The organism is Streptomyces sp. x-80, from assembly GCF_046549095.1.
Lineage (GTDB): Bacteria > Actinomycetota > Actinomycetes > Streptomycetales > Streptomycetaceae > Streptomyces > Streptomyces celluloflavus.
The window spans coordinates 42,021-56,064 of record NZ_JAJPWM010000020.1 but is presented as its reverse complement, the minus strand read 5'-3'; the positions used below and the strand labels follow the sequence as shown (position 1 = coordinate 56,064).

General features: G+C 73.9%; 10 protein-coding genes. 6 read left to right on the top strand and 4 right to left on the bottom strand.

What is annotated here, in order from left to right; translation table 11 throughout:
- Positions 1-16: 16 nt before the first annotated feature.
- Positions 17-1,603 carry a glutamine-hydrolyzing GMP synthase gene (guaA, locus tag ACLJWH_RS32445; RefSeq protein ID WP_411145343.1) on the bottom strand — a complete coding sequence of 529 codons (1,587 nt, stop codon included), beginning with the start codon at positions 1,601-1,603 and terminating at the stop codon, positions 17-19.
- Between the two features lie 249 nt (positions 1,604-1,852).
- On the opposite strand from guaA, the gene ACLJWH_RS32440 reads away from it, so the two are divergent.
- Entirely contained in the window at positions 1,853-2,182 is a 330-nt protein-coding gene (locus tag ACLJWH_RS32440) for a chorismate mutase (RefSeq protein WP_411145342.1), read from the top strand.
- Between the two features lie 667 nt (positions 2,183-2,849).
- On the opposite strand, the gene ACLJWH_RS32435 is transcribed toward ACLJWH_RS32440, so the two are convergent.
- From ACLJWH_RS32435 to ACLJWH_RS32425, 3 genes are all read right to left on the bottom strand, one after another.
- Positions 2,850-4,835, bottom strand: coding sequence for a GMC oxidoreductase (locus ACLJWH_RS32435; protein ID WP_411145341.1), 1,986 nt, complete (start codon positions 4,833-4,835; stop codon positions 2,850-2,852).
- A gap of 74 nt (positions 4,836-4,909) precedes the next feature.
- Complete coding sequence (locus ACLJWH_RS32430; protein WP_411145340.1) at positions 4,910-6,577, bottom strand: succinic semialdehyde dehydrogenase; 1,668 nt, start codon at positions 6,575-6,577, stop codon at positions 4,910-4,912.
- 138 nt (positions 6,578-6,715) lie between these two features.
- Positions 6,716-8,704, bottom strand: a complete 1,989-nt coding sequence (locus ACLJWH_RS32425; protein ID WP_411145339.1) for a protein kinase domain-containing protein — start codon at positions 8,702-8,704, stop codon at positions 6,716-6,718.
- Positions 8,705-9,016: 312 nt separating this feature from the next.
- Here ACLJWH_RS32425 and ACLJWH_RS32420 point away from each other — a divergent pair, with 312 nt between their 5' ends.
- The 5 genes from ACLJWH_RS32420 (at position 9,017) to ACLJWH_RS32400 (ending at position 13,583) form a co-directional block, all read left to right on the top strand.
- Complete coding sequence (locus ACLJWH_RS32420) at positions 9,017-10,114, top strand: hypothetical protein (protein WP_411145338.1); 1,098 nt, start codon at positions 9,017-9,019, stop codon at positions 10,112-10,114.
- A gap of 79 nt (positions 10,115-10,193) precedes the next feature.
- A complete protein-coding gene (locus ACLJWH_RS32415) occupies positions 10,194-10,730 on the top strand; it encodes a hypothetical protein (RefSeq protein WP_411145337.1) in 537 nt (178 codons plus the stop codon).
- A gap of 131 nt (positions 10,731-10,861) precedes the next feature.
- On the top strand, positions 10,862-11,698 hold the full coding sequence (locus ACLJWH_RS32410; RefSeq protein WP_411145336.1) for a DUF4097 family beta strand repeat-containing protein: 837 nt from the start codon (positions 10,862-10,864) through the stop codon (positions 11,696-11,698).
- A gap of 41 nt (positions 11,699-11,739) precedes the next feature.
- The gene (locus ACLJWH_RS32405; RefSeq protein WP_411145335.1) at positions 11,740-12,795 is read left to right on the top strand and encodes an ATP-binding cassette domain-containing protein; all 1,056 of its coding nucleotides are present in this window, start codon (positions 11,740-11,742) and stop codon (positions 12,793-12,795) included.
- The gene (locus ACLJWH_RS32400) at positions 12,792-13,583 is read left to right on the top strand and encodes an ABC transporter permease (protein ID WP_411145334.1); all 792 of its coding nucleotides are present in this window, start codon (positions 12,792-12,794) and stop codon (positions 13,581-13,583) included. Before ACLJWH_RS32405 ends, ACLJWH_RS32400 begins: the two co-directional genes overlap by 4 nt.
- Positions 13,584-14,044 lie beyond the last annotated feature (461 nt).

Genomic DNA, 14,044 nt, shown 5'->3' with positions numbered 1-14,044 from the left:
CGGGGTACCGGTCAGGTCACTCCCACTCGATGGTGCCCGGCGGCTTGCTGGTGACGTCGAGGACGACGCGGTTGACGTCGGCGACCTCGTTGGTGATGCGGGTGGAGATGCGGGCCAGCACGTCGTACGGCATCCGCGTCCAGTCCGCGGTCATCGCGTCCTCGGAGGAGACCGGCCGCAGCACGATCGGGTGGCCGTAGGTGCGGCCGTCGCCCTGGACGCCGACCGAGCGGACGTCGGCGAGCAGCACGACCGGGCACTGCCAGATCTCGCGGTCGAGTCCGGCGGCGGTGAGCTCCTCGCGGGCGATGGCGTCGGCCTCGCGGAGCAGGTCCAGGCGCTCCTTGGTGACCTCGCCGACGATCCGGATGCCCAGGCCGGGGCCGGGGAACGGCTGCCGCTGGACGATGGCGTCCGGCAGGCCCAGCTCGGTGCCGACCATCCGGACCTCGTCCTTGAAGAGCTGCCGCAGCGGCTCGACGAGCTCGAACTCGATGTCGTCCGGCAGGCCGCCCACGTTGTGGTGCGACTTGATGTTGGCGGTGCCGGTGCCGCCGCCGGACTCGACGATGTCCGGGTAGAGGGTGCCCTGGACGAGGAACGCCACCGATTCGCCGCTGGCACCGGCCTCGGCGACGAGCTCGGCCTGCGCCTGCTCGAAGACGCGGATGAACTCGCGCCCGATGATCTTCCGCTTCTCCTCGGGGTCGGACACCCCGGCGAGGGCGGTCAGGAAGCGCTCCTCGGCGTCGACGACCTTCAGCTGGACGCCGGTGGCGGCCACGAAGTCCTTCTCGACCTGCTCGGACTCGCCCTTGCGCTGGAGGCCGTGGTCGACGTAGACGCAGGTCAGCTGATCGCCGATGGCCTTCTGGACGATCGCGGCGGCCACCGAGGAGTCCACGCCGCCGGACAGCCCGCAGATGGCCCGCTTGCTGCCGACCTGCTTGCGGATCGCGGCGACCTGCTCCTCGACCACGTTGTGGGTGGTCCAGTCCGGCTCGATGCCCGCGCCGCGGTAGAGGAAGTGCTCCAGGACCTGCTGGCCGTGGGTGGAGTGCAGCACCTCGGGGTGGTACTGGACGCCGTAGAGCTTCTTCGCGTCGTTCTCGAAGGCGGCGACGGGCACGACGTCCGTGGACGCGGTGACCGTGAAGCCCTCGGGGGCGGCGGAGCAGGCGTCGCCGTGCGACATCCACACCGACTGCTCGGCCGGGGTGCCCTCGAAGAGCGTGGAGGACGGGCGGGAGACGGTCAGCGGGGTGCGGCCGTACTCGCGGGCCCCGTTGTCGTCGACGACGCCACCGAGGGTGGTCGCCATGAGCTGGAAGCCGTAGCACATGCCGAAGACCGGGACACCGGCCTCGAACAGCGCACGGTCGACGCTGGGGGCGCCGTCGGCGTAGACCGACGAGGGGCCGCCGGAGAGAATGATCGCCTTCGGGTTCTTGGCGAGCATGTCGGCCACCGGCATGGTGGACGGCACGATCTCGCTGTAAACCCGTGCCTCGCGGACGCGGCGGGCGATGAGCTGGGCGTACTGCGCGCCGAAGTCGACTACGAGGACGACGTCCGGGGCGGCGGCAGGGGGTCCTGATGGCACTTCGGCGGCCTTCCGGCGGTGTGACAAGGGGTTGGACTTTCAATTCTAACGGGCTCATACTGAGCCTCATGTCCCAGCAGATGACCTTCGTCTTTACCTATGGCACCGGCCCGTCCGGCTGCCATGGTCGTTCTGCTTGATCCACTGACAGGCAACTTCCCAGGCGCCCCGGGCCGACAAGGCCCGGGGCGTCTGCGTGTGCCGGGCCGGGTCCTCGGCTCCGGGGCCACCACCCCAGGAGACACGGATATGAGCACCGACACCACGGCAGCGGTCACCGGCACGACGACGGCCGGCGCGGGCCCCGCCCCCGACACCGGGGCGCGGACCCCCGAGGCCGCCGGCGTGATCACCGACGCCCGCGGCCGGATCGATGATCTCGACGGCCGGATCATCGCCCTCGTACAGGAACGGATGGGCGTCTCGGCCGTCATCCAGCGCGAGCGCATCGCCTCCGGCGGGCGCCGGGTGAACCTCTCCCGCGAGATGGAGGTCCTGGCCCACTACCGCGACCGGCTGGGCAAGCCGGGCACCGCGCTGGCGATGACCCTGCTGGAGCTCTCCCGCGGCCGGATCTGAGCGTTCGGCGCGGGCCGGCACGGGGGCCGGGGCACGGCGCGGCCGCCGCATCTGAGTTCGGGTCCGCTCTCACCCGTACGGCGCGTGACCGGCCGCCGAGAGGCTTCGTTGTTCCCGGTGCCACGTCAGCCAGGCGCGGCCAGTGGGACTACGCGTAGACGCCGCCCCTCGGGCGGAAAGCCGGAGCGATGAGACGCCGACCGCTTGCCGCGGTCCGTGTCGTGGGACCTCGTTCCGGTGCGGTGGCCGGTCAGCAGGGGACAGCAGCCCGGTCACATCCGAGTGGGGTGGTCGGTCCTGGGGACGCCCGGGGCCGACCGCATCCGGTCGGAACGGTTGCGCCCGGTGAGGCGCGTCCAGGACGATGCTCGACGAACCACCTGCCGTGCTGCGGTACGGACCGTGGCGCTGCCGCGGGCCCGTCCGGCGCCCTTCCACCGTCCGGCACCACCTCCAGCACCACCCCAGAGCCAGCGGCGCCACCCCCCGGCGCTGCCCGTCGGTACCGGCGACGCCCTGACGCCGGCACCGAAAGCCAAGGGCCCCGTGGCCGGCCGCGAACCCCCCTCGCGGACGGCGTCCCGGGGCCCTTCGCTCTGTCCCGGACCGCGACCCACGGACCGCGACCCACGGACGGCGTCCCGGGGCCACGACCGCCCGTCCACCCTCAGGACGCCTCGGGCGTCTCGTCGTCCGCGGCCTTTCCCGCCCCGTCCGCCGGCCGTTTCGGCGGCACCGGCGGTACGGCCAGGAACGGCAGGTTCAGGGCGCCGAACGCCTTCTCGGGGACGGCGGGGCGGACCGGCGCGACCGGCGCCAGCCGCCGGTACGGCCGGCCCGGGGCGGGGCGGGGGTCCCGTTCGCCCTTGTTGGGCCAGAGCGACATCGCGCGCTCGGCCTGGGCGGTGATCGTCAGGGACGGGTTGACGCCGAGGTTGGCGGAGACCGCGGAACCGTCGACGACCGAGATGCCCGGGTGGCCGTAGAGGCGGTGGTAGGGGTCGATGACGCCGTGGTCCGCGTCCTCGCCGATCGGGCAGCCGCCCAGGAAGTGCGCGGTCAGCGGCGTACCCATCAGCTCGCCGATGTTGCTGCCCGCGAAGCCGTTGATCTCCCGGGCGATGAGGGTGGCCGCCGCGGTGGCCTCGGGGATCTGCTTCGGGTTGGGCGCGCCGTGGCCCTGGCGGGCGGTGAGCAGGCCCTTCCCGATGCCGCCCGGTTTGCGGTACGTCGTCAGGGAGTTGTCCAGTGACTGCATCACCAGGCCGATGATGGTGCGCTCGGACCAGCGGCGGTTGGAGAGCGAACGGAGCAGCAGCGCGGGGTGCCGGGCGCAGTTGGCCAGCCAGGCGGCGGCGCGTGGGGCCCGGGAGCCGGCCGGCACCTGGAGGATGGACAGGGCACCCATCGCGTTCGATCCCCGGCCGTAACGGACCGGTTCGATATGGGTGTCGGCGTCGGGGTGGATGGACGAGGTGATCGCGACGCCGCGGGTGAAGTCGGGCCGTGTGCCGTGTGCCGTGCGGTAGCGGCGGTTGTCGGTCTGCGCGCCCACCAGCGCCTCGGAGTTCGTCCGGGTCAGCTCGCCCAGTCTGGCGGAGATGCCGGGCAGCAGGCCGCTGTCCCGCATCTTGTGCAGCAGGGTCTGGGTGCCGTACGTACCGGCCGCGATGACGACCCGGCGGGCGGTGAACGTACGGCCGCGGCCCTTGCGTCTGTTGTCGGTGGGGAGGGTGGCGACGGCGAAGCCGCCCCGTGAGTCCTCGGTGACGGTGACGGCGGAGGTCATCGGGTGGACGACCGCGCCGGCCTGCTGGGCGAGGTACAGGTAGTTCTCGTTGAGGGTGTTCTTGGCGCCGTGCCGGCAGCCGGTCATGCACTCGCCGCACTCCGTGCACGCGGAGCGGGCGGGGCCCTTTCCGCCGAAGTAGGGATCGGGGACCTCGGTGCCCGGCGCGGTCCGCGCGGTCCCGGTCTCCTCCCCGCTGACGGCGTCCCGGCCGTCGCCGAAGAAGACGCCGACCGGGGCGAGGTGGAAGGAGTCGCCGACGCCCATCGTGTCGGCCGCGGCCTTGAGGTGGACGTCGGAGGGCGTCATCGTCGGGTTGAGGCGGACCCCGAGCATCCGCCGGGCCTGGTCGTAGTAGGGCGCCAGCTCGGCCTGCCAGTCGGTGATGTGGCCCCACTGGCGGTCCTCGAAGAACTGCCGCGGGGGGACATAGAGGGTGTTGGCGTAGTTGAGCGAACCGCCGCCGACACCGGCGCCCGCGAGCACCATCACATTGCCGAGCAGATGGACGCGCTGGATGCCGTAGCAGCCGAGCGCGGGGGCCCAGAGGTAGTTGCGGAGGTCCCAGGAGTTCTTGGGGAGCGTCTGCCGGGTGAACCGCCGGCCGGCTTCGAGGACGCCGACGCGGTAGCCCTTCTCGGTCAGCCGCAGCGCGGAGACGGCCCCGCCGAAGCCGGAGCCGATGACGAGGACGTCGTAGTCGTATCCGGGGTGTCCGCCGGACCGGGCGGGTTCCTCGGATACGGCGTGGCCGGTGTGGCTGCCGTCGCTGCCGTCGCTGTCGGAGCCGCCGTCGGCGTACCCGTCGGCGCCGGTTTCGTTCGGGTCCGCCGCCCGGGTCCGGGCAGAGTGGTCCTGGGGCACTGGCTCTCCTGGGTTTCTGGTGGGCGGGGGCCCGGCCGCGCCGGGGGCCCGGCGGGCGGGCCCCGTGGCGTCCCTCAGCGCAGCCGCAGGGCCTTCAGCGCGCGCAGGCTGCGGGACATGAACCGGGCGTACTGCTCGTCCGTCATCCCGAGCGACGGCCCGAGCGGCAGCACCCGCTGCTGGGCGACGGTCTGCGCCTCCGTGTACTTGAGGATGCCCTCGGAGCCGTGCCGGCGGCCCAGCCCCGAATCGCCCATCCCGCCCATCGGCGACTGGACGCTGCCGTAGCCCGCGGCGTATGCCTCGTTGACGTTGACGGTGCCGGTGCGCAGCCGGGCGGCGACCGCGTGGCCGCGGCGGCCGTCCTTGGTCCAGACGCTGGCGTTCAGGCCGTACGGCGTGGCGTTGGCGAGCGCGACCGCCTCGTCCTCGTCGCCGAAGCGGTAGACGGAGACGACCGGGCCGAAGGTCTCCTCCTCGCAGACGGCCATCGGCGCCCGTACGCCGTCGAGGATCGTCGGCTCGTAGAACAGCGGGCCGATGTCGGGGCGGGGGCGGCCGCCGGCGATCAGCTCGGCGCCCTGGGCGACGGCCTCCTCGACATGGCGGGTGACGGTCTCCAGCTGGCGCTCGCCGGCCAGGGAGCCCATCTCGGCGCCGTAGGCGAGGGCGGTGCCCAGCCGCATCGCCCTGGTGCGGGCGGCGAAGCGCCGGACGAAGTCGTCGGCGATGGACTCGTGGACGTACAGCCGCTCGATGGAGATGCACAGCTGGCCCGCGGAGGAGAAGCAGCCGCGCACCGCGCCGGCCGCGGCCTTCTCCACATCGGCGTCGTGCAGCACCAGCATGGCGTTCTTGCCGCCGAGTTCGAGGGAGACGCCGACCAGCCGGGCGGCGGCGCCCTGGGCGACCTCGCGGCCCGTACGGGTCGAGCCGGTGAAGGAGACGTAGTCGGCGTGCCCGACGACGGCCGGGCCGATGACCGGGCCCTCGCCGATCACGACCTGCCAGACGTCCTCCGGCAGCCCGGCCTCGATGAGCTGCTCACGGGCCCAGAGCGCGGTCAGCGCGGTCTCCGTGTCGGGCTTCATGACGACGGCGTTGCCCGCGGCGAAGGCCGGCAGCGCGTCGCCGACGGAGAGTTCGAAGGGGTAGTTCCAGGGGGCGATCTGGCCGACGACGCCGCGCGGCTGGCGCAGCTCGGTGACCTTGGTCAGGGTCGGGACGACACCGGTGTGGCTCCTGGGCCTGAGGTACGCGGGTGCCTTGCGGCCGTAGTGGCGGGCGGCGACGGCGACCGCCTGCACCTCTTCGTGGGCGTGCAGCCGCGCCTTGCCGGTCTCCAGCTGGATCAGGTCGAGCACCTCGGCCTGGCGGCGGAGCACCAGGTCGTGGAAGCGGAGCAGGACGGCGGCGCGCCGCTTGACCGGCACCTGGGCCCAGCGCCGCTGGGCGGCACGGGCCCGTTCGAAGGCGGTGGCGACATCCGCGGGGGTGGACTCCGGCAGGTCGGCGAGCTTCTCCCCGGTGAACGGGGTGTGGTTGGCGGTGCGGCCACTGCCGACCACGCCGCGGGTGAGCCGGGCGGCCACCTCGGGGGTCACCACGTCCGCGGCGGTACGGGTGCCCGCCGCGGTGGGCGCGACCGGGTTGCCGTCGGCGGGCGCGGGGGCGGTCGCCGGGGCCGCGGGGGCCTCGTCGACGGGGGCGGCGGCTGTTCCGGTGTCCTGCGAGTCCGTCATGTCGGCGAGGGTATTCCTCCCCGCGCGCTTTGTGTACCAGGGAGTAACGAGTTTTCGCGCGGGCCGCGGCATCGCGCCAGTGGCCGCTGGCCGTAAGGGGCCTGGTCAGCGCGGATGGCGTGGCGCGCGGCTCCGCGCTCAGCGGTCCGTGCCCGCGTACGCGTCCTCGCCCGGGTCCTCGTACGCGTCCGGGTCCGCCGCCCGGAAGGTGCCGAGTGCGGTGGCGAAGTGGCGTCTGGACTCGGCGAGTTGGCCGACGGGCGCCGAGACCCATACGTCGATCATCCGGCCGTCCTGGTCCCAGCTGAGGTCGTAGGTGTGGCGCGGGCCGCCGTCCTCGGGGCCGCCGTCCCAGGAGAACTCCCAGAGCGCGGCCGGATGTCCGTGGTGGGTGGTCCCGGTGACCCGGCCGGCGTGGTAGCCGGGGTAGCTGCCGGGGCCCTGTGCGTGCGCCGCGCGCATCGCGCCGAGCGGTCCGTCCGGTGCCGGCCGCTGGAGGTGGATGCCGAGCCGGAAGCGCCGGCCCGCCGAGTAGTAGTAGATCCGCGGCTTCTCGTAGGAGCGGGTGAACCCGTCCGGTACGGCGAGCGCGAAACCGGCCGGGTCGCGGACGATGCCGTAGCCGGCGGGGGCATCGGCGGTGTCGCCCGGGGCGGCGGGGACGGCGGTGACGGCGGTGCCGGGTGCGCCCTCCGGGTGCCGGGCGCCGGGGGCGGCGTGCCGGGGCCGGATGTCCTGGGTGGGATGCGGGTCCGGCGCCGGCCGGTACCGGCCGGTTCCGGCGTCCCTGCCGTCCGTGCCGTCCCCGGTGTCCCCGCCGTCCGCACCGTTCCGGTTCATGATCAGTACCGCGATGCCCGCCCCGGCGCCCCCGAGCACGAGCACCGCCAGCACGATGAGCAGGACGGTGCGGATACGGCCGGTGTGCGGGCGGGCGGCGGCGGCCAGCGCGCGGTCGTCCAGTGCGTCCGGGATCGGGACGCCGGGGGTCCGGCCGCCCGCCCGGCCCGCGGTGCGGCCGCCGCGGCCGAAGGACGGCCGGCCGTGGGCGCGGCCGTACGGAGTGTGGCCGGCCGGCCCGGGTCCTGGTGCGCCGCCCGCTGCCGGGACCCGGCCGTCGGCCGGGTCCTCACCGGTCGGATGCCCGCTCGGCAGCCCGTCGCCGGGTCCGTCGTGGAGCGGGGCGTGGGTGGCGGGGCGGTCCGCCTCGGGGCGGTGGGCGGCCGCCCCTCCGCCGGCGCCGTCCGTCCGGGAGTCGCCCGGCCCGTGCCCCGCCGCCTCGCGTTCCGGGGCGCGGCCCGAATGGAGATAGCCGCGCAGCAGCCGTTCGGTCTCGCCGACGCCGAGCCGTCGCAGCGGATCGCGCTCCAGCAGGCCGCCGACGACGGCGAGCAACGGGCGGGCCGCCTCCGGGAGTTCGATCGTGTCGTGGATGACGGCGTTCAGGATGCCGCCCAACGAATCGCGGCGGAAGGGCGATTCGCCACTGAGGGCGGTACAGAGCAGCACCCCGAGCGACCACAGGTCCGTTTCGGGGCCGGCGCCCTGGCCCGCCATCCGCTCCGGCGCGGTGTACTCGGGCGAGCCGACGAACCCGCCGGTCTCGGTGAGCGTGCTGACGCCGGGGACCTTGGCGATGCCGAAGTCGGTGAGCACGACCCGGCCGGTGCCCGCCTCCATCAGGACGTTGGCGGGCTTGAGATCGCGGTGCAGCACCCCGCGCGCGTGCGCCGCCCGCAGCGCGCCCAGCAGCGCCACCCCGATCCGGGCCGCCTCGCGCGGGGCGACGGGACCGCCGCCGTTGAGCCGGTCGGCGAGCGAGGGGCCCTCCACCAGCTCCATCACGATCCACGGCCGGCCGTCCTGTTCGACCACGTCGTGTACGACGATCACGTTCGGATGTTTGATCCGGGCGACCGTGCGCGCCTCGCGCATCGTGCGCTCGCGCTGCACCTGCTGCGCGGGCTCGCCCGGGTCGTCGTCCAAGTGCAGTTCCTTCACCGCCACTTGACGACCCAGCAGCTGGTCGGAGGCCCGCCAGACCGTGCCCATACCGCCACGGCCCAGCCGTACTCCCAGGCGATAGCGGCCCGCGATCAGCCGGCCTTCGCCCCCGAAGCTCCCCATGGGCCCATCTTGCCGCACCGTCACCGCACCGGCAGTGGCGGCGCCCCGCACACCCGCCCCCGTGTCGCCCGCCCGCCGCGCCGGCCGCCGCCCCGCCCCGGCGCCCGAGCCCGACGGCACACGGGCCAGGGCCCCGGCCGCACGGGAGCCGAACCCCCCGCGACAGGCGGCGCACACCCCCGGCGCACCGGGCGCGCCGCCGACACACGGGGTGGAACCTCCGTCGGCCCGCGGGCCGTCCTTGACACAGTGAAGCTGCCGTACCGGACCGGCCGGTGCGGCAGCCGGCGCGGGCGGAGCGGGGGGTCGGCCATGGTGATGCAGGACGGCGGAGCGGTGGACGTACGGCCGGACCCCGACCCCGGCCGGGCCGCCCAGGAGCACAGCGGCGGGTATCTCGCGGCCGGTCTCTGCCTGGCTCTGTGCGGTGGTGCGCTGGCGGCGTGGACGGTCTATGACACCGTCCAACGGGGCGCCGGCGCCGGTGATTTCGTCGAGAGCCTGTTCAACCCGGGCGCGTTCGCGGCGACGCAGGTGGTCGGCCCCGGCGAGTGGGCGTTCGCCGTGGCACTCCTGGTCGTGGCGGTGCTGCTGCTGGCGCAGCGGCGGGTGGCGCGGACCGCCGCGCTGCTGTGCGGGTTCGTGCTGCTGGCCGCCGCGCTGCGCGAGGGCGTGGGCCTGCTGGAGCCCGCCTACCGCGCTCAGTACAGCTCCGACCCGCGGGGCGGCTGGGCGCTCGCCACCCATGGGCTCGGTCTGGTGACGGCACTGGTGGTACCGGCCGCGCTGTTCCCGGCCACCGAGCGCCGCGGCCGCGCCCCGGGCCGCGCGCGCGAGGGCGGCGTCCGGACCGGCACCGGTTCCCGCCCCGGTCCGGACGCCCGCACCGGTCTCGCCCCCGGCGGCTGGTGGCGCCGCCCGTCCCGGATCTGCGGGGTGCTCTTCCTGGTCCTGGGGGTGGCGCGGCTCGCCTGGACCGCCTGGGACCTGATGTCCGGCAGGCTGGCCGCGGCGCGCTATCTGCGCGGGGTGATCGACGCCGCCGTCCCCGGCGATCTCCGGCTGGCCGCCACCGCCGGGTTCACGACCGTGGGAACGGTGATCGCGCTGCTGCTGCTCGGGGGGCTGGCGTTCCGCGGCCGGCGCGATGTGCGGGGCGCGCTGCTGGTGTGCGCGGCGGTGCAGCTGTATCTGACCGTCCGGGGGGTGGTGTGGCTGACGGTGTCGGGCTTCTTCAACCACGCCTTCGACACGGTGACGGGCGCACTGTCGATGGCGCTGACGGCGTACGCCCTGGCGGCGACGACCTCGGTGGTGGTGCTGGCCACCGGCCGCGTCTGGGGGCCGTACGGCGGGGTCCGCCCGGAGGCGTGCCGCGCGGCGCCGGACGGGCGATACGGGGAACGGTAGACGGCCGGATGCGCCACATGGCGCATGCGTGGCGCCACACATGCTTGCAGTGGCGCCACCGTGGTGCCATGATGGCGTTATGGACCTCACCCCGTACGTCGACAACCTCCGGCACGAACTCGCGGTCGCCGCGGACGCCGGCGGCGACGAAGCCCGCGCGCTGGCCGAACGGCTCACCGCCCCCCTGGAGTCGGCCGCCCGGCTCACCCTGCTGAACGTGCTCTCCGCCGCCATGGGCGAAGTCACCCGCGACCTGGCACCGGGCTCGGTCGACGTACGGCTGCGCGGCCTCGACCCCGAGTTCGCAGTGACCCCGCCACCGGCTTCGGAACCGTACGAGGGAGCCGGGGAGCGCGAGAGCGCGCCGAGCGGCGTACGGGCGTCCGCGCCGCCCGCCCCCGCGGAGGGCGACGAGGGCGGTACGGCGCGGATCAACTTCCGCCTTCCCGCCCACCTCAAGACCCGGGTCGAGGACGCCGCGGGCCAAGAAGGGCTGTCGGTCAACGCCTGGCTGGTGCGGGCCGTCGCCACCGCCCTGGAACCGGGCGGGCGCGACCACCCCACGGGCCGCAGCCGCCACGGGGGCCAGCAGGGCTTCACGGGGTGGGTCCGCTAGCCGGCACCGGCGTACCGCGCACCACCTCCCCCGCACCCCCTTCACCCCCCTGCACCCCCCTTCACTTCTTCACTCCTTTCACCCGCCCGACCGGCGGGAACACCCACCACAGCCATGAGGACGGGACAGCCATGCCTGCTTTCGACACTCCCGAACCGATCTCCGTCATCCTCGAATTCGACATCGGGACCGCCCGCATCACCGCGGGCAGCCGCACGGACACGGTCGTCGAGGTCCTGCCGGCCGACGACACCATGGACGCCGACGTGCGGGCCGCGCAGCAGACCAAAGTCACCTGCTCGGACGGCACATTGGTGGTCAAGGGGCCCAAGAAGCGCTCCCCGTTCGGCCGGAGCGGCTCGCTGGACGTGCGCATCGAGTTGCCGGCCGGCTCGGACGTCCAGGGCACCTCGCCCATCGCGGACTTCCTCTGCACGGGCCGCCTCGGGAGCTGCCGGCTCAAGACCTCGGTCGGCGACATCCAGGTCGACCAGGCGGCGGCCGTGCATCTGAAGACCGATCACGGCGATATCCGCCTGGACCACGCGGCGGGGGACGCCGAGATCACCGGGGCGGGCCGGATCGACGCCGGCCTGTTCGCGGGCGCGGCGACGGTCAAGAACAGCAACGGCGAGATCACGCTCGCCGAGGTCACCGGCGACCTGCGGGCGAACGCGGCCAACGGCCGGATCTCCGTCGGCATCGCGCACGCCGGCGTCGAGGCCAAGGCCGCCAACGGCGGCATCCGGATCGGCGAAGTGGCGCGCGGCCAGATCGTGCTCCAGACCGCCGTCGGTGATCTGGAGGTCGGCATCCGGGAGTCCAGCGCCGCCTGGCTCGACGTACACACCCGCCTCGGCGGTGTGCGCAACACCCTCGAACCGTCCGAGGGCCCCGAGAAGTCCGACGAGACCGTCGAGGTACGCGCCCGCACCGGGCTCGGCGACATCGTGATCCACCGCTCCTGACCGGCCACCCCACCGCAGCGACAGGAAGAGACACGACTGCCATGACCGCCACGACGACCGGCCCGACCACACCGACCGCGGCCGCCACGGCCACCCGCCCCCCGGCGATCACCGCCACCGGGCTGGCCAAGTCCTACGGCGACAAGGTGGTGCTCGACGGTATCGACCTGCACATCCCCGAGGGCACCGTCTTCGCCCTGCTCGGGCCCAACGGCGCGGGCAAGACCACCACCGTGCAGATCCTCTCCACGCTCATCCCCGCGACCGCCGGCGAGGCGCGCGTCGCGGGCCACGACCTCACCCGGGACGCCGATGCCGTCCGCGCCGCGATCGGCGTCACCGGCCAGTTCTCGGCGGTGGACAACCTGCTCACCGCCAGGGAGAACCTGCACCTCATGGCGGACCTGCACCATCTGGACCGCCGCGAAGGCCGGCGGCGCGCCACCGACCTGCTGCGCCGTTTCGATCTGACCGAGGCCGCGGCCAAGCCCGTCGTCACCTTCTCCGGCGGAATGCGGCGCAAGCTCGACCTCGCGATGACCCTGGTCGGCGATCCGCGCGTCATCTTCCTCGACGAGCCGACCACCGGCCTCGACCCGCGCAGCCGCCGCACCATGTGGGAGATCATCCGCGGCCTGGTCACCGACGACGGCGTCACGATCTTCCTGACGACCCAGTACCTGGAGGAGGCCGACCAGCTCGCCGACCGTATCGCCGTGCTGGACCACGGGAAGCTGGTCGCCGAAGGCACCGCGGCAGAGCTGAAGCGCCGTATCCCCGGCAGCCACCTCCGCCTTCAGTTCGCCGATGCGGACGGGCTCGCGGCGGCCGCCGCGCTCTTCGGCACCGGCACCCGCGACAGCGAGGCGCTCGCCCTGCACCTCCCCGGCGACGGCAGCATCCCCGCCCTGCGCGCCGTCCTCGACGCCCTCGACACCGCGGCGGTCCGGGCCGAGTCGCTCACCGTGCACACCCCTGATCTCGACGACGTCTTCCTCACCCTGACCGGGCAGCCCCGGCCCGGCCACCCGGCCGGGGCACCGGACTCGTCGAACTCGTCGAACTCGTCGAACTCGTCGAAGGAGAACGCGCGATGACCACCCTGTCCTACGCCGTCAGCGATTCGGCGACGATGCTGCGGCGCAACCTGAAGCACGCGCTGCGCTACCCCTCGATGACGGTCTCGGTCGTCGCGATGCCCGTCTTGATGCTGCTTCTGTTCAACTACGTCTTCGGCGGCGCCCTGGGGACCGGTATCGGCGGGGCGGCCAAGGGCGGCGCCGGTTATATCGACTACGTCGCCCCCGGCATCATCCTGATGGCCGCGACCTCCGGCGCCGTGTCCATCGCGGTCGGCGTCTGCGTCGACAAGACCGAAGGCATCGTCAACCGGTTCCGCACGATGGCGATCTCCCGCGCCTCCTTCCTGACCGGGCATGTCGTCGGCGGCGTGATACAGACGATGGTCAGCATCTCGTTCGTCATCGGCGTCGCGCTCCTCATGGGCTTCCGGCCCGATGCCACGCCCGTCGAGTGGCTCGCGGCCCTCGGCCTCCTCGCCCTGCTGACCCTGGCGCTCACCTGGCTGTCGGCGGCGATCGGCCTGGTGGCCAAGACCCCCGAGACCGCCAGCAACATCCCCATGCCGCTGACGTTCCTCCCCTTCCTCGGAAGCGCCATCGTCCCCCCGGAGTCCATGCCCACCGGGCTCCGCTGGTTCGCCGAGTACCAGCCCTTCACCCCGGTCATCGAGACCCTGCGGGGCCTGCTGACGGGCACCGCGATCGGCAACAGCGCGCTCATCGCCGTCGCCTGGTGCGCCGGCCTCACCCTGGTCGGCTACCTGTGGGCGCGGGCGGTCTTCCGCCGCGGCGCCACACGCTAGTGCCCTGACCGGCGATGTCTGCCCCGTGCGGAGCATCGTCCGGTGCGTGCGATCGCAAGGCAGCCAAAAAAGCCCTGGTAGCGGAGCTGCCAGGGCTTTTGGCCGACGCGGCGAGCGTGCCTGCTGGGCGGCGCGACGGGGCAGAGCTTGCCGGGCGGGGCACTGGACCGGGACGGCCCGGCGGAACCTGTCCGGCCCGGCTGTCGGAGCGGACCCACGGCGGCCGTCGCGTGCACTGCGCGGCGGCCCTCGTCCGGTGGGGCGGCGCGAACGCACCCGGAGCCCGCGCGGAACGCGGGCCGCGCGTCATACGTCCGGTGGCGGCTTCCTCGTAGGGGCGGAATTCCCGTACGGGGCCGGGTGAACGGGGCGGCGGTATCTCACGCGCCGGAGTGAATCAGCGGCGGGCGGCCGGAGTTCCCGGGGCCGGACACGACCGGATCGGACCCGGAACAGGACGG